This is a genomic window from Pseudomonas veronii (assembly GCF_002028325.1).
Lineage (GTDB): Bacteria > Pseudomonadota > Gammaproteobacteria > Pseudomonadales > Pseudomonadaceae > Aquipseudomonas > Aquipseudomonas veronii.
On the sequence record NZ_CP018420.1, the window covers coordinates 1,988,458 to 2,008,187 of the forward strand.

Annotated in this window: 19 protein-coding genes; 12 read left to right on the plus strand and 7 right to left on the minus strand. The window is 60.1% G+C overall.

All coding sequences use genetic code 11. The features are described from left to right. Window positions 1-60: 60 nt before the first annotated feature. Window positions 61-843: a hydroxypyruvate isomerase gene (hyi, locus tag PverR02_RS09270; RefSeq protein ID WP_017849457.1), complete on the minus strand. Its 783-nt coding sequence runs from the start codon at window positions 841-843 to the stop codon at window positions 61-63. Between the two features lie 10 nt (window positions 844-853). Next, window positions 854-2,629: a glyoxylate carboligase gene (gene gcl / locus PverR02_RS09275; RefSeq protein WP_017849458.1), complete on the minus strand. Its 1,776-nt coding sequence runs from the start codon at window positions 2,627-2,629 to the stop codon at window positions 854-856. 266 nt (window positions 2,630-2,895) lie between these two features. Between gcl and PverR02_RS09280 the strand changes: the two genes are divergently transcribed. Then, entirely contained in the window at window positions 2,896-3,336 is a 441-nt protein-coding gene (locus PverR02_RS09280) for a GlcG/HbpS family heme-binding protein (protein ID WP_046384207.1), read from the plus strand. A 135-nt stretch (window positions 3,337-3,471) separates the two neighbouring features. On the opposite strand, the gene PverR02_RS09285 is transcribed toward PverR02_RS09280, so the two are convergent. Then, window positions 3,472-4,077 carry a TetR/AcrR family transcriptional regulator gene (locus PverR02_RS09285; RefSeq protein WP_046384206.1) on the minus strand — a complete coding sequence of 202 codons (606 nt, stop codon included), beginning with the start codon at window positions 4,075-4,077 and terminating at the stop codon, window positions 3,472-3,474. Between the two features lie 283 nt (window positions 4,078-4,360). Between PverR02_RS09285 and PverR02_RS09290 the strand changes: the two genes are divergently transcribed. The 4 genes from PverR02_RS09290 to PverR02_RS09305 are packed head-to-tail and all read left to right on the plus strand — an operon-like array spanning window position 4,361 to window position 7,360. Further along, entirely contained in the window at window positions 4,361-5,113 is a 753-nt protein-coding gene (locus tag PverR02_RS09290) for a transporter substrate-binding domain-containing protein (RefSeq protein ID WP_079443175.1), read from the plus strand. Window positions 5,114-5,130: 17 nt separating this feature from the next. Then, window positions 5,131-5,847 carry an ABC transporter permease gene (locus tag PverR02_RS09295; RefSeq protein WP_046384204.1) on the plus strand — a complete coding sequence of 239 codons (717 nt, stop codon included), beginning with the start codon at window positions 5,131-5,133 and terminating at the stop codon, window positions 5,845-5,847. Continuing rightward, on the plus strand, window positions 5,844-6,566 hold the full coding sequence (locus PverR02_RS09300) for an ABC transporter permease (RefSeq protein ID WP_079443176.1): 723 nt from the start codon (window positions 5,844-5,846) through the stop codon (window positions 6,564-6,566). Before PverR02_RS09295 ends, PverR02_RS09300 begins: the two co-directional genes overlap by 4 nt. Window positions 6,567-6,583: 17 nt before the next feature. Next, window positions 6,584-7,360 (plus strand): amino acid ABC transporter ATP-binding protein, encoded by a 777-nt coding sequence (locus tag PverR02_RS09305; protein ID WP_046384202.1) that lies wholly within the window; start codon window positions 6,584-6,586, stop codon window positions 7,358-7,360. A gap of 71 nt (window positions 7,361-7,431) precedes the next feature. Here the strand turns inward: PverR02_RS09305 and PverR02_RS09310 are convergent, their stop codons facing one another. After that, on the minus strand, window positions 7,432-8,220 hold the full coding sequence (locus tag PverR02_RS09310) for an MlaA family lipoprotein (protein WP_046384201.1): 789 nt from the start codon (window positions 8,218-8,220) through the stop codon (window positions 7,432-7,434). Then, a complete protein-coding gene (locus tag PverR02_RS09315; protein WP_046384200.1) occupies window positions 8,213-9,511 on the minus strand; it encodes a serine/threonine protein kinase in 1,299 nt (432 codons plus the stop codon). Before PverR02_RS09315 ends, PverR02_RS09310 begins: the two co-directional genes overlap by 8 nt. A gap of 236 nt (window positions 9,512-9,747) precedes the next feature. Here PverR02_RS09315 and PverR02_RS09320 point away from each other — a divergent pair, with 236 nt between their 5' ends. Further along, on the plus strand, window positions 9,748-10,116 hold the full coding sequence (locus PverR02_RS09320; protein ID WP_046384199.1) for a hypothetical protein: 369 nt from the start codon (window positions 9,748-9,750) through the stop codon (window positions 10,114-10,116). Window positions 10,117-10,209: 93 nt separating this feature from the next. Here the strand turns inward: PverR02_RS09320 and PverR02_RS09325 are convergent, their stop codons facing one another. After that, window positions 10,210-11,763 (minus strand): glycoside hydrolase family 17 protein, encoded by a 1,554-nt coding sequence (locus PverR02_RS09325; RefSeq protein ID WP_079443177.1) that lies wholly within the window; start codon window positions 11,761-11,763, stop codon window positions 10,210-10,212. A gap of 331 nt (window positions 11,764-12,094) precedes the next feature. Between PverR02_RS09325 and PverR02_RS09330 the strand changes: the two genes are divergently transcribed. The 3 genes from PverR02_RS09330 to PverR02_RS09340 all read left to right on the plus strand — a co-directional run bounded on the left by PverR02_RS09330 (window position 12,095) and on the right by PverR02_RS09340 (window position 15,175). Beyond that, window positions 12,095-12,946 carry a glycine betaine ABC transporter substrate-binding protein gene (locus tag PverR02_RS09330; RefSeq protein ID WP_057003706.1) on the plus strand — a complete coding sequence of 284 codons (852 nt, stop codon included), beginning with the start codon at window positions 12,095-12,097 and terminating at the stop codon, window positions 12,944-12,946. A 262-nt stretch (window positions 12,947-13,208) separates the two neighbouring features. After that, window positions 13,209-13,520, plus strand: a complete 312-nt coding sequence (locus PverR02_RS09335; RefSeq protein ID WP_017846760.1) for a DUF485 domain-containing protein — start codon at window positions 13,209-13,211, stop codon at window positions 13,518-13,520. Next, a complete protein-coding gene (locus PverR02_RS09340; RefSeq protein WP_017846761.1) occupies window positions 13,517-15,175 on the plus strand; it encodes a cation acetate symporter in 1,659 nt (552 codons plus the stop codon). The genes PverR02_RS09335 and PverR02_RS09340 overlap by 4 nt, the downstream gene beginning before the upstream one ends. A gap of 389 nt (window positions 15,176-15,564) precedes the next feature. On the opposite strand, the gene gltA is transcribed toward PverR02_RS09340, so the two are convergent. Continuing rightward, on the minus strand, window positions 15,565-16,854 hold the full coding sequence (gltA, locus tag PverR02_RS09345) for a citrate synthase (RefSeq protein ID WP_017846762.1): 1,290 nt from the start codon (window positions 16,852-16,854) through the stop codon (window positions 15,565-15,567). A gap of 363 nt (window positions 16,855-17,217) precedes the next feature. On the opposite strand from gltA, the gene sdhC reads away from it, so the two are divergent. From sdhC to sdhA, 3 genes are read left to right on the plus strand one after another with little or no spacing between them, the layout of a single operon-like run. Next, entirely contained in the window at window positions 17,218-17,592 is a 375-nt protein-coding gene (gene sdhC / locus PverR02_RS09350) for a succinate dehydrogenase, cytochrome b556 subunit (protein WP_017846763.1), read from the plus strand. After that, window positions 17,586-17,954, plus strand: a complete 369-nt coding sequence (gene sdhD / locus PverR02_RS09355) for a succinate dehydrogenase, hydrophobic membrane anchor protein (RefSeq protein ID WP_017846764.1) — start codon at window positions 17,586-17,588, stop codon at window positions 17,952-17,954. Before sdhC ends, sdhD begins: the two co-directional genes overlap by 7 nt. Window positions 17,955-17,957: 3 nt before the next feature. Further along, window positions 17,958-19,730, plus strand: a complete 1,773-nt coding sequence (sdhA, locus tag PverR02_RS09360; RefSeq protein ID WP_017846765.1) for a succinate dehydrogenase flavoprotein subunit — start codon at window positions 17,958-17,960, stop codon at window positions 19,728-19,730.

A 19,730-nucleotide genomic window follows, 5' to 3' on the forward strand; every position in this document is an offset into this window, starting at 1 on the left:
GGGGTCCAAATGTGGGAGGGGGCAAGTCCCCTCCCACAGGTTGGTTGCGTGTTGTGCCTGTCAGAGGGCGTTATGGGTCTTGAGCCAACCCAAACCCGCTTCGGTGGTGGTCAACGGCTTGTATTCACAGCCGACCCAACCCTGATAACCGATACGGTCCAAATGCTCGAACAGGAACCGATAGTTGATCTCCCCGGTCCCGGGCTCGTTGCGACCCGGGTTATCCGCCAGTTGGATGTGGTTGATCTCACCCAGGTGCGCGGCCAGGGTGCGGGCCAGATCGCCTTCCATGATTTGCATGTGGTAGATGTCGTATTGCAGGAACAGATTGGCGCTGCCCACCTGTTCGCGAATCGCCAGAGCCTGCGCGGTGTTGTTCAGGTAGAACCCAGGGATGTCGCGGGTGTTGATCGCTTCCATCACCAGCTTGATACCCGCCGCTTGCAGGGTGTCGGCGGCGTATTTGAGGTTGGCGACAAAGGTCTTTTCTACGATGGCATCGTCCACGCCCTGCGGCCGGATGCCCGCCAGGCAGTTGACCTGGGTGTTGCCCAGCACCTGGGCGTAAGCGATGGCCAGGTCGACCCCGGCGCGGAACTCCTCGACCCGATCCGGATGGCACGCCAGGCCCCGTTCGCCCTTGGCCCAATCGCCGGCCGGCAGGTTGAACAGCACCTGGGTCAAGCCATTGGCATCCAACTGCGCCTTGATTTCGGCAGAGCTGAATTCGTAGGGGAACAGGTATTCGACGCCTGCAAAGCCCGCATCGGCGGCTGCTTTGAAGCGAGCGAGAAACGCCTGTTCGGTGAACAGCATGGACAGGTTGGCGGCAAAGCGCGGCATAAGGTTCTCCTTAATCGAGCAGGGAAATGGCGGTCGGCGCATCGTTGCCGACCAGGGCCAGATCTTCGAATTCGTTGACGGCGTTGATCTCGGTGCCCATGGAAATATTGGTCACGCGCTCCAGAATAATCTCTACGATCACCGGAACCTTGAATTCTTCGAGCATTTCCTGGGCGCGGCGCAGTGCCGGCTGGATCTGGCCGGGCTCGAACACGCGCAGGGCCTTGCACCCCAGGCCTTCGGCGACGGCGACGTGGTCGACGCCATAGCCGTTGAGTTCCGGGGCGTTGAGGTTGTCGAAAGACAACTGCACGCAGTAGTCCATTTCGAACCCGCGCTGGGCCTGGCGGATCAGCCCCAGGTAGGAGTTGTTCACCACTACGTGGATATACGGCAGCTTGAACTGCGCGCCCACGGCCAGTTCTTCGATCATGAACTGGAAGTCATAGTCGCCGGACAGCGCCACCACCTTGCGGCTCGGGTCGGCCTTGACCACACCGAGCGCCGCCGGGATGGTCCAGCCCAACGGGCCGGCCTGGCCGCAGTTGATCCAGTGACGCGGCTTGTAGACATGCAGGAATTGCGCGCCGGCAATTTGCGACAGGCCGATGGTGCTGACGTAGCAGGTGTCTTTGCCGAACACCTGGTTCATCTCTTCGTACACCCGTTGCGGCTTGACCGGCACGTTGTCGAAGTGGGTCTTGCGCTGCAGGGTGGCCTTGCGCTGCTGGCAGTCATGCAGCCAGGCGCTGCGGTCCTTGAGTTTGCCTGCGGCTTTCCACTCGCGGGCGACTTCGATGAACATCGTCAGTGCGGCCCCGGCGTCGGAAACGATGCCGAGGTCCGGGGTGAATACGCGGCCGATTTGCGTCGGTTCAATGTCGACGTGAATGAACGTGCGCCCCTCGGTGTACACCTCCACCGAACCGGTGTGGCGGTTGGCCCAGCGGTTGCCGATGCCGAGCACCACGTCGGCTTTCAGCAGCGTCGCGTTGCCATAACGGTGCGACGTTTGCAGGCCGACCATGCCTACCATCTGCGGGTGATCGTCGGGGATGGTGCCCCAGCCCATCAAGGTCGGGATCACCGGGATGCCGGTCAACTCGGCGAACTCCACCAACAGGTCGCTGGCATCGGCATTGATCACGCCGCCACCGCTCACCAGCAGCGGGCGTTCGGCCTGGTCGAGCAGGGCCAGGGCTTTTTCCACCTGGATGCGCGTGGCCAGCGGTTTGGCCAGGGGCAGCGGCTGGTAGGCGTCGATGTCGAATTCGATCTCGGCCATCTGTACGTCGAACGGCAGGTCGATCAGCACCGGGCCAGGGCGGCCGGAGCGCATTTCATAAAAGGCCTTCTGGAACGCATACGGCACCTGGCCGGGTTCGAGGACCGTGGTCGCCCACTTGGTCACCGGCTTGACGATGCTGGTGATGTCCACAGCCTGGAAGTCTTCCTTGTGCATCCGCGCCCGGGGGGCCTGGCCGGTGATGCACAGGATCGGAATCGAGTCGGCCGAGGCGCTGTACAGGCCGGTGACCATGTCGGTGCCCGCCGGGCCCGATGTGCCGATGCACACGCCGATATTGCCGGCCTTGGTGCGGGTGTAGCCCTCGGCCATGTGCGAAGCGCCTTCAACGTGGCGAGCAAGGACGTGATCGATGCCACCGACCTTCTGCAAGGCCGAATACAGCGGGTTGATCGCGGCGCCTGGGATACCGAAGGCGGTGTCTACCCCTTCACGACGCATCACCAGAACGGCGGCTTCGATTGCTCTCATTTTGCTCATTGTTTTGGTGCCTCTTGCGTTTTGTAATTGTATACAAGTGGTGTTTGGTCGAAGTGTATTCACGGCGAGCGCCACAGGTCAATGCATTTTATTCAGTAGCCTTTGCGTTCGTCGGAAGGTCTTTGCAGGGCATTTTTTCGACATTCGGTAGGTTTGCGCGAAAATATTGTATACAAAAGATAACTATATTGTGTTCTATTTGTCGCATCCGGTATCTGTTCCAACAGAGCCCACGGCTTTCCCATAACAAGATAAGGACGGCACCCATGAGCGCTTTAACCTTGAAAGTCGCAGTCAACCTGGCCGGCCAGGCCCTCGCCGCAGGCCGCGCCATTGCCTCGGCACCGCTGACCATTGCGGTGCTGGACGGCGGCGGTCACCTGATCACCCTGCAACGGGACGACGGCGCCAGCCTGCTGCGCCCGCAGATCGCCATCGGCAAGGCCTGGGGCGCGATTGCCCTGGGCAAAGGCTCACGCTTGCTCGCGTTGGATGCGCAGCAACGCCCGGCGTTTATCGCCGCATTGAACAGCTTGGGGCAGGGCAGCGTGGTGCCGGCGCCGGGCGGGGTGTTGATTCGGGATCAGGAAGGGCTGGTGCTGGGGGCGATCGGGATCAGCGGGGACACGTCGGATATTGATGAGCAGTGTGCGATCACGGCGATTGAAACGCTGGGTTTGTGGGCGGATGCGGGGGTGTCAGCCTGATTATTGGATGACTGTCTGGGCCTTATCGGGAGCAAGCTCCCTCCCACATTTGACGGTATTCACAAATAGACATGTGTAAACCCGATCAAATGTGGGAGGGCGCTTGCCCCCGATTGCCACAGGCGCCTCGGTGTCTCAGTCCGGCGCACAGCCCTTGAGCACCAACCGAATAATCGTCTGCGCCGCCGCCTCGTAATCCGCTTCATCCAATTTGGCCTTGCCGGTCACCGCCGAAATCTGCCAATCGAAATCCGCATACGTCTGGGTTGCGGCCCAGATGCTGAACATCAAGTGATTGGGATCGATCGGCGCAATCAACCCGCGGTCCACCCAGTGCTGGATGCACTGGATATTGTGCTTGGCCTGGGCGTTGAGTTGCTCGACCTGTTCGGCGCTCAGGTGCGGGGCGCCGTGCATGATTTCGCTGGCGAACACCTTGGAGGCGAAGGGCAGGTCGCGGGAGATGCGGATTTTCGAGCGGATGTAGTTGCTCAGTACCACCGCAGGCTCACCCTCCGGGTTGAACGGCGTCGAGGCTGCCAGGATCGGCTCGATGATGCTCTCGAGCACTTCGCGGTAGAGGTTGTCCTTGGACTTGAAGTAGTAGTAGACGTTGGGCTTGGGCAGCCCGGCCTTGGCGGCGATGTCGCTGGTTTTGGTCGCGGCGAAGCCCTTGTCGGCAAACTCCTCGCTCGCCGCCCGCAGGATCTTTTCTTTGTTGCGCTCGCGAATGCTGCTCATAAACCAGAGGGTTCCTTGCCATGACAGGCGGTTGCGCATGGTAGCACCGGCCATCCGCGAGCCTCAACAATGTGCCCGCGACACTCTTGGGGTCGATCGTGCATCCCGGTTTTGGCCTACAAAAAACTCGGAAATAGACTATCTGTAAAATATAGACGAATTGTTTAGGTTGGCGTAGTGTCCGCTGGGTCAGTGACTGAGCCTGCGTCAATCACCCGTGTTCCTTCGGGTTAACCAGGCCTCAGGCACTACCCAGAATAAAAATAATTCGGTAGGTGCCTTCATGAAACAGGTCAAACAGACGCTCTATGCCGTAACGATCACCCTCGGGCTGTTGTCGGTGGCCCATGCGCAGCCGCTGCGTTTCGCCACGGAGGGTGCTTATCCGCCTTTCAACTACGTGGACTCGAATAACCAACTACGTGGTTTTGACGTCGATATGGCGAACGCCCTGTGCGCCAGGCTCGGCGTCGAATGCACGATTGTTGCCCAGGACTGGGAGGGCATCATCCCGGGCCTGCTCGCGAAAAAGTACGACGCGATCATCGCCTCGATGGCCATCACCGAAGAGCGCCAGAAGACCGTCAGCTTCACCCAGCCCTACAACCGCACGCGCATGGTCCTGGCAGTGCCCAGGGGCAGCGACATTCAGGACGCCGCGCCGGCCACGTTGGCCGGCAAGACGGTCGGCGCTCAGTCGTCGTCCACCCAGGGTATCTACAACCAGGATGTCTATGGCGCCAATGGGGCGCGGGTCAAGTTGTACGTCGGCCAGGACGAGGCCAACAGCGACCTGCTCAACGGCCGCCTGGATGCGGTGGTCAACGACAGCGCGCCGATGCAGGAGTGGTTGAAGAGCACCGACCCGCAGTGTTGCCGGGTGCTGGCTATCCCCGGTACGCAAAGCGACGCCGGTATTGCCGTGCGCAAGGCCGATGAGGCGTTGCGCGCGAGGCTGAACCAGGCCATCGCGGACGTGATCGCCGACGGCACGTATCGACAGCTCAAGTTGGCCCATGGCCTTGAGGATGATTAAGCGCGGGGGCGTCTTCCATGTTCGAGTCATTAGGGTTGTTGTCGTTGGGCGCCGGTGGGTGGGGCGGCGCGCTGCTGGCGGGCGCAGGGGTCACGATGGCGCTGGCATTGGCGTGTGTGCCGCTGGGGTTGCCATTGGGGTTGTTGGTGGCGCTGTGCAGCAGATCGGCAAACGCCACGGTGAGGGCGATGGCTGCGCTGTTCTCCACCTGTTTTCGTGGCCTGCCGGAGTTGCTGACGTTATTGATCGTGTATTACGGCATCCAGATCGCGCTGCAGAAGTTCCAGGCGTATTGGGGCGGTTCGGCCGAGTTTGGCATCAACGCCTTCGTGGCGGCGGTGATCGCGTTCAGCCTGGTGCTGGCGGCCTTTTCCAGCGAGGTGTGGCTGGGGGCGTTGAAGACCGTGGCGCGCGGCCAGTACGAAGGCGCCCAGGCACTGGGCTTGAGCCGCAGGCACACGTTTTTCAAGGTGGTGCTGCCGCAGGTGATGAGGATCGCCTTGCCGGGGCTTTCGAACAACTGGTTGAGCCTGCTCAAGGACACGGCGTTGGTGTCGACCATTTCCCTGGTGGACCTGATGCGCCAGACCAGCCTGGCGGTGAACGCCACCAAGGAACCGATGCTGTTTTATCTGGCGGCGTGTGGCCTGTACCTGCTGCTGTCGTCGATGTCGGGGTTTTGCATCGCGCAGCTTGAAAAGCACTACGGCCAGGGTCGGGAGCGTGCCTCATGATGGGGGGCGAGCGTTTTGCCGAGTGGCTCGGGCTTGAACTGCTTCAGCGCTACGGTGCGCAGTTGTTCGATGGCTTGTTGCTGACCCTGCAATTGGTGGCGATATCCAGCAGCGCCGGGATGGTGCTTGGCGTGCTGTTGGCGTTGGGCAGGACTTCACGCTGGCGTTTGTTGCAGTACGGGTGCAGGGCCTATCTCTACTTTTTCAGGGGCTCGCCGCTGTTGGCGCAGTTGTTCCTGATCTATTACGGCTTGGGTTCCTTCCACGGTTTCTGGCGCGACCTTGGCCTGTGGGGCTGGTTCGGCGACCCGTGGTTTTGCGCCGTACTGGCGTTCACCTTGAATACGGCGGCCTATCAGGCCGAGATCTTTCGCGGCGGGTTGCTCTCCGTGCCTCGTGCCCACTATGAAGCCTCGACGGTGTTGGGGTTGAGCCGCACCACCACGTTTTTCAAGGTGACCTTGCCGCAGGTGCTCATCGTGACGGTGGGGCCACTGGGCAATGAACTGATTTTGATCATCAAGGCCAGCGCGATTGTGTCGCTGGTGACCTTGCTGGATTTGATGGGCGTGGCCAAGCTGGCGTTCTCACGCACTTTTGATTTCCAGGTGTATGTGTGGGTGGCGCTGGTCTACCTGCTGGTGGTCGAGTGTGTCCGGCGAGGGGTGAACCGGATCAATCGTCGACTCACCCGCCACATGCGGCCAACTGACGAATGATAGGGAAGGGTGGATACATGGGGTCATCAGGGGAGTTTGAGCGGTCGATCTGCGCGCCTGCGCCGGTGGTGATCGACGTCGAAGGGCTGAGTAAATGGTACGGCCCATACCAGGTGCTGCACGGTATCGACCTGCGCGTGGTGCAGGGCGAGCGGATTGTGCTGTGCGGCACCTCGGGCTCCGGCAAGTCCACATTGATCCGTTGCCTCAATCGTCTGGAACCGGCGCAGCAGGGCCGAATCCAGGTGCTGGGCGCCGACTTGAGCGCTTCGCCGACGCTCTGCCGCGCGGCCTTGCGTGAGGTCGGCATGGTGTTTCAGGGCTTCAACCTGTTTCCGCACCTGACCGTCTTGCAAAACTGCATGCTGGCGCCGATGTCCGTGCGCGGCATGCCCCGCGACAGCGCGCAGGACCAGGCGATGGCGCTGCTGAAAAAAGTCGGGATCGATCAACACTGGAAAAAATACCCGGCGCAACTGTCGGGCGGCCAACAGCAGCGGGTCGCGATAGCCAGGGCATTGTGCATGACCCCGAAAATCATGCTGTTCGATGAGCCGACGTCGGCACTCGACCCGGAGGCTGTCGGCGAGGTGCTGGACGTGATGGTCATGCTCGCCGAAAGTGGCATGACCTTGCTCTGCGTCACCCACGAAATGGGCTTTGCCCGGCAAGTCGCCGGGCGTGTGCTGTTTCTCGATGGCGGGCGGATCATCGAAGACCAGCCGCCGGAGGCGTTTTTCACTGCGCCACGCACACCTCGCGCGCAAGCGTTTCTGGCGCAGGTGCTGGGGTAGGCGGCTGGTATCGAGCAGGCAAAAAAAAGCCATTCGAGCGCGTCGAATGGCTTTTTTACCGCGCGCTGCGCTTATTCGGCAATCTGCAACTTGCGCGATTCCGTATAGATGTAGCGCACCTTTTCGTACTCGAACGGCGAGTTCAACTGACCGTAGCGGAAGCTGGTCTGGTAACGCTTGTCGACCACGCGCAGGGCCCAGATCTCCGGATGGTTGGAGCTGACTTCGGAGACGTTCAGGAAGTTGATCTGCGATTCGGCGCTGTAGTCGACCACCAGGCCGCTGGTATCGCGCAGGTTCGATGGGCCCAGGATCGGCAGCACCAGATAGGCGCCGCCAGGCACGCCGTAGAAGCCCAGGGTCTGGCCGAAGTCTTCGCTCTGGCGCGGCAGGCCCATGGCGGTAGCCGGGTCCCACAGCCCGGCAACGCCGATGGTGGTGTTGAGCAGCAGGCGCCCGGTGGTTTCCAGGGAGCGGTGACCCTTGAGTTGCAACAGGCTGTTCAACAGGTTGGGCACATCGCCCAGGTTGTTGAAGAAATTGCTTACGCCGGTACGCAGGAAGCTCGGCGTGACGTAGCGGTAACCGTCGACCACCGGCAGGAACACCCATTGGTCGAAGCGGTAGTTGAAGTGGTAAACGCGACGGTTCCACGATTCCAGCGGGTCGTACACGTTGAGGGCGGTCAGTGACGAGCGTTCGAACTCGCGCTGGTCCAGGCCCGGGTTGAACTTGAGCTTGCTCAGCGGCTCCTTGAAGCCGTCGGCACCCACGACGGTGGGCGCGTGCGCCTTGCTGTTGTCGGCATTGGCCACGCTTGCGCACATCAGGGCGGCAAGCAGCAGAAGATATTTAGCCACGGAAAAACTCCAGCATGGCGTCGGCGTTGACGCGGTAATTGAGGTTGCCGCAATGGCCGCCCAGCGGGTAGACAGTCAAGCGATCGCCGAAGGTTTGACGCAGGAAGCCGAGGTCGCCCGGGCCGAGGATCACGTCGTCGGCGTTATGCATGACGGCGATTTTCGGGCTGGTGTGCAGGTAGTCCTTGAGGGCGTACAGGCTGACCTGATCGACCAATTGCAACAGGCTGCCGCCATCGGAACGGGCGCGCCACATCGGGATGACCTGTTCGGTGAGGTAGCAATCGAAGTCACATTGCAGCGCGCGCTTGAGGAACGGCGTGAGGCTGGTGCCTTCGGTGATCGGGTACTTCGGCGGGATGATCAGGCCGCGGCGGTTGATCAGGTCCGAGGTGAACGCGATGTCGGCCGCCGAAAAACGGAACGTGGTGCCGATCAGCATGGCCATCTGTTCGTTGGTCAGGTGCTGCTTGGAGTTCTGGAAGTCGTAGAGCAGGGCGTCGTTAAGGTCGATGTAGCCCTTTTGCTGGAAGTAGCGGGTCAGCTTGTTCAACACCAGTTCATAAAAGGTCGTGGTGTTGTTGATGCCCTTGACCTCGGTCTGCACCAGCTTGTCGAGGTTGGTGATCGAGGTGTACAGGTTGACCGGTGGGTTGAGCAGCAGCACTTTCTTGAAGTTGAAGCTGCGGCGGGTTTCGTCGAGCTTGCTGACAAAGGCCGCATCCAGCGCACCGAGGCTGTAGCCGCTGAGGTAAAAGTCGGTGACCGGCAGTGAGGCGTTCTGCGCACGCACTGCTTGCATCACGCGGTACATGTCTTCGGCGTCTTCCTGGGTGATACCCGGCGTGGCGAAGCGCGAGGCGGCGCTCATGAAGTCGAAGCTGGTCGGCGATGACAGTTGCACGACGTGGTAGCCGGCCTGGTAGTACAGTTTTTTCAGGTATTCGTTGATGCTGCTGTCAAACCGCGCACCGGTGCCCGAGATCAGGAAGATCAGCGGCGCGGCGCGGTCTTGCTTGGCGATGCGGTAGGTGAGTTTCTTCACTGCCCAGAAGTTGTCGGGCAGGCTGAACTCGCGCTCGGGACGCATGTTCAGGGTGTAGTCGGACTGGTTGATTTCGTCGTCGCTCGGCAAGCTGGGCCGAAGGTCAGGCGGGGTGGTGGCGATGGTCGCTTCGAACGGGTTGGTCAAAGGGAAGCCATAGCTGGCCTGGTCGATGTCGACGGCCAGTGCTGACGCACTCAAAAAAAGGCTGCCCAGCAAGGCAGCGCAGCGCAAGGAACGGAGCATGACTTAATCCCTAAGAGGAAACGTGCTGAATGAAGTTCGCAGGCTATGACCACCGCGTTGCCACCGAAGTGCCAGCCATCGGCACGAAAAGTCGGATAAAAAACGTCGGAGTCGGGGTAATAGTAGGCAGAAGATACACTTTGCCGCGTATTGATGGACACTTATCTGCGTACACATCTTGCTAACGGCCACCGGGGGATTAAGCTGAGCGCCGTTTTTGCCTATCGGAGTGCTCCATGTCCCGCCGCTTGCCGCTGACCCTACTGCTCATTGCCTTGCCATTATGGCTGGCCGCCAGTTATGCCGCGCGTTACGGCTTCATGGAGGATGGCCGGTGGGTCGGCATTTGCGCGGATGAAGCCAACCGCTGGGAATGCCAGGTGCGTTCGAACCTGGGCTTGATGATTCACTTCCAGGTGATGGGCTGGGCTGCGCTGATCGCGTCGGTGCTGGCGTTTTTCGTGCCGGGCCGTGCGGGGTGGGGGTTGGCGGTGCTGGGGCTGGTGTTCGGGTTGCCGGCGTTGGCGTTGTACAACACCACATTTGCGGTGTTTGCGGTGGTGATTGCCGGGTTGCGCTTGGTCCGCAAGCCACGGGCGGCCTGATAGGGGCAATCGGGGCAAATCGAATCGTCGCACCGCCCCTTCCACATGGGAACGCATTCCAAATGTGGGAGGGGCTTGCTCCCGATGGCACTCTTAAGCCTTGCGCATCCGCAAGCACCGCCACAAAGCCACAACCATCAACCCACTGACCAGCGCCCAACCCCACGCCTGCTGGTTCAACAGACCTTCGCGGAACAGCTGCGGCGCAATGCCTGCACCGATGATAAAGGCCAGTAGGGCAATTTCCCGACGTGGCCCGGTCACCGGGCGAATCAGATAGACCAGGGCAGGCAGCACCAGCGCCGCACTTGGGAAGCTGCGGTAGCGCGGGTCAAACACCAGCGCCAGCATCATCACCGCGCCAGCGAACCCGGCGATTGCCACCAGCCAGCCCGCGCGCGGCTCCAGCCAGTTGAACGCCCGCTCGCGCCAACCCTCGCGGCTGCTCAAGGCCAGGGCCGCATGTGCCAGTACCAGCAGGTTCAACGCGACCAGCAGCCCCGCCCACACCCATTCATCATTGAAGCGTGCGGTTACGCGGGTCAGTTCGGCCCAGGTGCCGATGGAACAGGCGGCGACGGCCCCGAGCAGCGGCAGCAGCCAGGCGGCGCGCACGCTGCGCACCCGCCCGCCGAGCGCCAGGGTGCCCAGCAGGATGAGTCCACCGACTCCCAGCCACAGTGGCCAGTACGGTGCGTTGGTCACTGGGCCTGCGAGGATGCCTTTGTCCTGGCGATCGGCGTCGAACAAGCCCCAGTAGCCGCCGACAGCGCCTTCACTGGCACGCTTCCACGGCTGGTCGAAGGCTTCTATCAGGTTGTAGTGCCAGCCATTGGCTTCGGCCATGGCCACGAAACCGCGCATGAACTTGGCCTCATTGACCCGGCTCGGCACCGCGGTTTCGCGCTGGCGGCCTTCGCTGGGCCAGCCGGTCTCGCCGATCATTACGTCCTTGGGCGCGAATTTATTGCCGAAGGTCTGGCGCACGTCGCCGACATGCTTGAGCGCCTGGTCGATTCCCGAGGGGGCGTCTTCCCAGTACGGCAGCAAGTGGATGGTCAGGAAATCCACCGCCGGGGCAATTTCCGGGTGTTGCAGCCAGAACTCCCAGACGTCGGCATACGTGACCGGCTGCTTGATCTGGCTTTTGACCTTATGGATCAGCTTCACCAACTGTGCGGCCGTGACTTCCTTGCGCAGCAGGGTTTCGTTGCCGACGATCACCGAAGTCACCACGTCGGCGTTGGCGTTGGCCGAGGCGATCAAGGCGTCGACTTCTTTTTCGGTGTCGACCGGGTTGCCGTTGACCCAGGCGCCGATCATCAGTTTCAGCCCGTGCTTGCGCGCCAGGTCCGGCAAGGCTTCCAGGCCGGTCATGGAGTAGGTGCGGATGCATTCGAAGCGGGTGGCCAGCAGGGCCAGGTCGGCGTCCATGCGCTCGGGGCGCAGCTTGAACGGCTGGTCGAACGGTGATTGGTCCTTGTCGAACGGTGTGTAGGAGGCGCATTGCAGTTTGTGGCTGGCGCTGGCCACGTCCGGCAGCACCACTGGCCGGCCGAGGCCATACCAGTACCCGACCAGCGCAAGCAGGCCGAGGATCAAGGCGAATAAATAGGGCAGGGCAGGGAAGCGGGCAGTTGCGGGCATGGTCGGCTTATCTGGGGAGCAAAGGCGCGCATCTTACCCGGATTTGTCGCGTCCCAGTGGGGCTGCATGATTTAGACATGCAAAGTTCGGGCGGGGTATGAGGTGAGCGTCCCATAACAGCGCTAGCTGGCGATGTGATGTCGTTTCTTGCTTACCTGAGGTCGCTGACAGAGCAGGACAAAGGCCCCGGCAGGTTGATGATCGAAGTATCAGCACTCCACTGATGTCGTTGCCGCCGGATCGATGCGCGTGAAGGGGGCGTGGCGCACCACATAACAACAGGTTGACGTCGCTCGACATCCGTCGGGCGCAGCACTTTCGGGGAAGTACGATGAAGATGCGACGACTCTTGGGCGCAGTTGCCACTCTGGTAGTTGCGATGAGCTCCACACTGGCCAGCGCCGACAGCAAAACCCTGAGCATCGGCTACGTGGACGGTTGGTCCGACAGCGTTGCCACCACTCATGTGGCGGCAGAAGTGATCAAGGCAAAGCTCGGTTATGACGTCAAGTTGCAAGCGGTCGCCACTGGGATCATGTGGCAGGGTGTTGCCACCGGCAAGCTCGACGCCATGCTCTCTGCCTGGCTACCCGTGACCCACGGTGAATACTGGGCCAAGAACAAGGACAAGGTGGTCGACTACGGCCCCAACTTCAAGGATGCGAAGATCGGCCTGATCGTGCCGGAGTACGTCAAGGCCAAGTCCATCGAAGACCTCAAGACCGACACCACCTTCAAGAACAAGATCGTCGGTATCGACGCCGGTTCAGGCGTGATGCTCAAGACCGACGAAGCGATCAAGGCCTATGGCCTGGACTACAAGCTGCAAGCCAGCTCCGGTGCCGCGATGATCGCCGAACTGACCCGCGCCGAAGACAAGCAGGAATCCATCGCAGTCACCGGGTGGGTGCCGCACTGGATGTTCGCCAAGTGGAAACTGCGGTTCCTGGACGATCCAAAAGGGATCTATGGCGCTGCTGAAACCGTCAACAGCATTGGTAGCAAGGGCCTGGAGAAGAAAGCCCCGGAAGTCGCGGCGTTCCTGAAGAAATTCCAATGGGCTTCCAAGGACGAAATCGGTGAAGTCATGCTCGCCATCCAGGAGGGTGCCAAGCCCGATGCAGCCGCCAAGGACTGGGTTGCCAAGCACCCTGAGCGGGTTGCCGAGTGGCTCGCCAAGTAACCCCCCTTTGATGTAACCCCTTGTGGGAGGGGGCTTGCCCCCGATAGCGATGGATCAGTCAGATCATCAGCGACTGACACACCGCAATCGGGGACAAGCCCCCTCCCACATTATTATTTTCGCCGCCCGCAAATGTTTCTGCGCCCTCGCAAACCCTCGCTACACTCCCTCTAATACTAAGGTCGTCTGGAACCTGCCCCGTAGCCGCATACAGTGGCTATTGTTTCAATAATAACAAAGCTGTGCTGCGAGGATAAAAACAATGAACGACAGCATTTACCTCTCGATTCAAAACAGCCCGCGCTTCAAGGAGCTGGTTAGAAAAAGGGAAAGGTTCGCCTGGATTCTCTCGGCGATCATGCTAGGGCTTTACTCCGGATTCATCCTGTTGATTGCCTACGGGCCACAATTGCTGGGGGCTAAGATCAGCTCCACTTCGTCCATCACCTGGGGAATCCCTATCGGTGTCGGGCTGATTCTATCGGCCTTTGTCCTCACTGCGATCTACGTGCGACGCGCCAACGGCGAATTCGACGATCTGAACAATGCGATTCTCAAGGAGGCTGCGCAATGATCCGTCGTCTATTGGCTGTACTGGGTGCTTCGGTCTTCGCGCCTGCTATATGGGCGGGGGAGGCGTTGACCGGTGAAGTGCAAAAACAACCGCTGAATATTCCAGCGATCCTGATGTTCGTGGTCTTTGTCGGCGCGACGTTGTGCATTACCTACTGGGCGTCCAAGCGCAACAACTCGGCGGCCGACTACTATGCGGCCGGCGGCAAGATCACCGGTTTCCAGAACGGCCTGGCGATTGCCGGCGACTATATGTCGGCCGCGTCCTTCCTGGGTATTTCCGCACTGGTATACACCTCCGGCTACGACGGCCTGATCTACTCGATCGGCTTCCTGGTGGGCTGGCCGATCATTCTGTTCCTGATCGCCGAGCGCCTGCGTAACCTGGGCAAATACACCTTTGCCGACGTGGCGTCCTATCGCCTCGGGCAAACCCAGATCCGTAGCCTGTCGGCTTGCGGTTCGCTGGTGGTGGTGGCGTTCTACCTGATCGCGCAGATGGTAGGCGCGGGCAAGTTGATCCAGCTGCTGTTCGGCCTTGATTACCACGTAGCGGTGATCATGGTGGGTGTCCTGATGTGCCTGTACGTGCTGTTCGGCGGCATGCTGGCGACCACCTGGGTGCAAATCATCAAGGCTGTGTTGCTGCTGTCCGGCGCCACGTTCATGGCGGTGATGGTGATGAAGCACGTCAACTTCGACTTCAGCACGCTGTTTTCCGAGGCGATCAAGGTTCACCCTAAAGGTGAAGCGATCATGAGCCCTGGCGGTTTGGTGAAAGATCCGGTCTCCGCGTTCTCCCTGGCTCTGGCACTGATGTTCGGTACCGCCGGCCTGCCGCACATCCTGATGCGCTTCTTCACCGTGAGCGACGCCAAGGAAGCGCGCAAGAGCGTGTTGTACGCCACTGGTTTCATCGGCTACTTCTACATCCTGACCTTCATCATCGGTTTCGGCGCGATCCTGCTGGTCAGCACCAACCCGGCGTTCAAGGATGCTGCAGGCGCCTTGCTCGGTGGTAACAACATGGCGGCGGTTCACCTGGCCAACGCGGTGGGTGGCAGTATCTTCCTGGGCTTCATCTCGGCTGTGGCGTTTGCCACCATCCTCGCGGTGGTTGCGGGCTTGACCCTGGCCGGTGCTTCGGCGGTGTCCCATGACCTGTATGCCAGCGTGATCAAGAAAGGCAAGGCCAACGACAAAGAGGAGATTCGCGTCTCGAAGATCACCACTATCGCCTTGGCGGTGCTGGCAATCGGTCTGGGTATCCTGTTTGAAAGCCAGAACATTGCGTTCATGGTCGGCCTGGCGTTCTCTATCGCTGCCAGCTGTAACTTCCCGGTGTTGCTGCTTTCCATGTACTGGAAAAACCTCACCACCCGTGGCGCAATGATTGGCGGCTGGCTCGGGTTGGTCAGTGCCGTGGGCCTGATGGTCCTGGGGCCGACCATCTGGGTGTCGATCCTGCATCACGAAAAAGCCATCTTCCCGTATGAGTACCCTGCGCTGTTCTCGATGTTCATCGCGTTCGTCAGCATCTGGTTCTTCTCCATCACCGACAAGTCGGCGGCGGCAGTCAAGGAACGGGCGCTGTACTTCCCGCAGTTTGTGCGTTCGCAGACTGGCCTGGGGGCGAGTGGGGCGGTTTCTCACTAAGGTTGTAGCTCAATAGGAAGTGCCCCGGTCGATAGGCTGGGGCATTTTTTTTTGGCTGGAGTTTTGTGGTGGCTGGGCCATTGCTATCGGGGGCAAGCCCCCTCCCACAGCTGATTGCATTCCAAGGTGGGTAGTTGGTCAGGTTTGGGGGGGCTTAATAGGAAGTGTCCTGGTCGATAGGCTGGGTTTTTTGTGTTGGTGGGCTAGTGTCATCGGGAGCAAGCTCCCTCCCACATTCGACCGGGTATCTATCTTGGAATGCAGTCGGATGTGGGAGGGGGCTTGCTCCCGATAGCTGAATTTCAGACAAAACAGTTTCTTGGTTCCTGCACAAATAAAAACGGCCTCCATGAAGGAGGCCGCTTTTTTATTGCGCGTCGGTCAGATGCTTACTTGCGATCTTCCAACTTGGTAATGTCACGCGACTCGTAGCCGGTGTACAACTGGCGCGGGCGGCCAATCTTGTACGGGCTGGAGAGCATTTCTTTCCAGTGGGAGATCCAGCCCACGGTCCGCGCCAGGGCGAAGATCACGGTGAACATGCTGGTTGGAATGCCGATCGCCTTGAGGATGATCCCCGAGTAGAAGTCGACGTTCGGGTACAGCGAGCGCTCGATGAAGTACGGGTCGGTCAGAGCGATCTCTTCCAGGCGCATGGCCAGTTCGAGTTGCGGATCGTTCTTGATGCCCAGTTCCCTCAACACTTCGTCGCAGGTCTTCTTCATGACGGTGGCGCGCGGGTCGCGGTTCTTGTAGACCCGGTGACCGAAGCCCATCAACTTGAACGGATCGTTCTTGTCCTTGGCCTTGGCGATGTATTTGTCGATGTTCGAGACATCGCCGATTTCATCGAGCATGGTCAATACGGCTTCGTTCGCACCGCCGTGGGCAGGGCCCCACAGCGCGGCGATACCGGCGGCGATACAGGCGAACGGGTTGGCACCCGAAGAGCCGGCCAGACGCACGGTAGAGGTGGAGGCGTTCTGCTCGTGGTCGGCATGGAGGATGAAGATCCGGTCCATTGCCTTGGCGAGCACCGGGCTGATCGGTTTGATCTCGCACGGGGTGTTGAACATCATGTGCAGGAAGTTTTCCGCGTAAGTCAGGTCGTTGCGCGGGTACATCATGGGTTGCCCCATGGAGTACTTGTAAACCATTGCGGCCAGGGTCGGCATCTTGGCAACCAGGCGGATCGCGGAGATTTCGCGATGCTGCGGGTTATTGATGTCGAGGGAGTCGTGATAGAAGGCCGACAGGGCGCCGACCACGCCGCACATGACGGCCATCGGGTGGGCGTCGCGACGGAAGCCGTTGAAGAACGTCTTCAACTGCTCGTGAACCATGGTGTGGTTCTTTACAGTACTGACAAACTGGGCTTTCTGCTCGGCGGTTGGCAACTCGCCATTTAGTAGCAGATAGCAGGTTTCCAGGTAGTCCGATTTCTCAGCCAGTTGCTCGATCGGGTAGCCCCGATGCAGCAAAATGCCATTATCGCCATCAATATAGGTAATCTTCGACTCGCATGAAGCGGTCGACATGAAACCTGGGTCGAAAGTGAAACGGCCCGTGGCCGTCAGGCCCCGTACGTCGATAACATCAGGACCAACGGTGCCGGTTAAAATGGGCAGCTCGACGGGGGCTGCGCCCTCGATGATCAACTGCGCTTTTTTGTCAGCCATGTGGCCTCCTATTTATGCTTCAAATCATCAGACAGACCCCCCACGCAGGGCCCGCACCACTATAGTGAGATAAATTCAGATGTCAATTTGCCTAAAGTCTTGCCCCAGAAGGCTTTAACCGGACTTTTTCCTCGAAATTTACCGCCATTTACGCCTTTTATCCTGCCAACGCAATGCGCTATTAGGGTGAGGTCAGCGCGTTGTCATTAGTAACCTAACTGTCTATACTCGGCCACCGACCGCCAAGGGCTTTTGGGCTTGCTTTCATTGGGGGTCGCACTCCCTGGGTGGTGTTACCTGACCAGTCCGCTCCCCAACAACTTTGCCCTGATTGTTAGGGGCTCTTCAGTGTGAAAAAAAGCCGTGAATAGCCAACGACCTGTAAACCTAGACCTAAGGACCATCAAACTCCCCATCACCGGCGTTACGTCGTTCCTGCACCGTGTTTCCGGCATCATCCTCTTCCTGGGCCTGGGCTTCATGCTTTATGCATTGAGCAAATCCCTGGGTTCCGAGGAAGGTTATGCCGAGGTGAAGGCATGCTTGACCAGTCCGCTGGCCAAGTTCGTAGCATGGGGCCTCTTGTCCGCTCTGCTGTATCACTTGGTAGCCGGCGTGCGCCACTTGATCATGGATATGGGCATCGGTGAGACGCTGGAAGGCGGCCGCCTGGGCTCGAAAATCGTCATCGCCGTTTCCGTGGCGCTGATCGTTCTGGCAGGAGTTTGGATATGGTAACCAGCGTAACGAATCTGTCGCGTTCGGGCCTCTATGACTGGATGGCACAGCGTGTGTCTGCGGTCGTTCTCGCGGCTTATTTCATTTTCCTGATCGGATACCTCGTCGCCAATCCGGGCATCGGCTATGAGCAATGGCATGGCCTGTTTTCCCACAATGCGATGCGAATCTTCAGTCTGCTGGCCCTTGTAGCCCTGGGCGCTCACGCCTGGGTCGGCATGTGGACCATTTCGACCGACTACCTGACGCCGATGGCGCTGGGCAAGTCTGCGACAGCAGTACGGTTTCTCTTCCAGGCAGTATGCGGCGTCGCGATGTTCGCTTACTTCGTCTGGGGTGTGCAGATTCTTTGGGGTATCTGATCCATGGCTAACATTCCAACTATTTCCTTCGACGCCATCATCATTGGTGGCGGCGGCGCCGGCATGCGCGCAGCGCTGCAACTGGCTCAGGGTGGTCACAAGACTGCCGTGATCACCAAGGTGTTCCCGACGCGTTCCCACACCGTATCGGCCCAGGGTGGCATCACCTGCGCCATCGCCTCCGCCGACCCGAACGATGACTGGCGCTGGCACATGTACGATACCGTCAAGGGTTCCGACTATATCGGTGACCAGGACGCTATCGAATACATGTGTCAGGAAGGCCCGGCTGCCGTGTTCGAGCTGGACCACATGGGTCTGCCGTTCTCGCGTACCGAGCAAGGTCGTATCTACCAGCGTCCATTCGGCGGTCAGTCGAAGGATTACGGTAAAGGCGGCCAGGCTGCCCGTACTTGCGCCGCGTCCGACCGTACCGGTCACGCGCTGCTGCATACCCTGTATCAGGGCAACCTGAAAGCCGGCACCACGTTCCTGAACGAGTACTACGCGGTTGACCTGGTAAAAAACCAGGACGGCGCATTCGTCGGCGTGATCGCCATCTGCATCGAAACCGGTGAAACCACCTACATCCGCGCCAAGGCTACCGTTCTGGCGACTGGCGGTGCAGGTCGTATCTACGCCTCGACCACCAACGCACTGATCAACACCGGCGACGGCGTTGGCATGGCGCTGCGTGCCGGCGTGCCGGTGCAAGACATTGAAATGTGGCAGTTCCACCCGACCGGCATCGCCGGCGCCGGTGTACTCGTCACCGAAGGTTGCCGTGGTGAAGGTGGCTACCTGATCAACAAGCACGGTGAGCGTTTCATGGAGCGTTATGCTCCGAACGCGAAAGACCTTGCCGGTCGTGACGTTGTAGCCCGTTCCATGGTCAAGGAAATCATCGCCGGCAACGGCTGTGGCCCGAACGGCGACCATGTGCTGCTCAAGCTCGATCACCTCGGCGAGGAAGTGCTGCACAGCCGCCTGCCAGGTATCTGCGAACTGTCCAAGACCTTCGCGCACGTTGACCCGGTGGTTGCTCCGGTTCCGGTTGTTCCGACTTGCCACTACATGATGGGCGGCGTGCCGACCAACATCCATGGCCAGGCAATCACCCAGAACGCCGACGGCGTGGACGAGATCATCCATGGTCTGTTCGCGGTGGGCGAAGTGGCTTGCGTATCGGTACACGGCGCCAACCGTCTGGGCGGCAACTCGCTGCTCGACCTGGTGGTCTTCGGCCGCGCTGCCGGCCTGCACCTGGAAAAGGCGCTGACCGACGGCATCGAATACGATGACGCTACCGACGCCAACATCGAAGCTGCCCTGGCGCGTCTGTCCGCTCTGAACGAGCGTACCGAAGGCGAAGACGTGGCTACCCTGCGTCGCGAGCTGCAAAGCTGCATGCAGAACTACTTCGGTGTATTCCGTACCGGCGAATACATGCAGAAGGGTATTGCCCTGCTGGCTGACCTGCGCAAGCGCATCGCCAACGTCAAGATCAACGATAAGAGCCAGGCGTTCAACACCGCTCGTATCGAAGCCCTTGAGCTGCAAAACCTGTTGGAAGTGGCTGAAGCGACTGCGATTGCCGCCGAGGTTCGTAAAGAGTCCCGCGGTGCTCACGCTCGTGAAGACTACGAAGACCGTGACGATGAAAACTGGCTGTGCCACACCCTCTACTTCCCGGGTGAAAAGCGCGTCACCAAGCGTGCCGTTAACTTCTCGCCGAAGACGGTTCCGATGTTTGAACCGAAAATTCGGACTTACTAA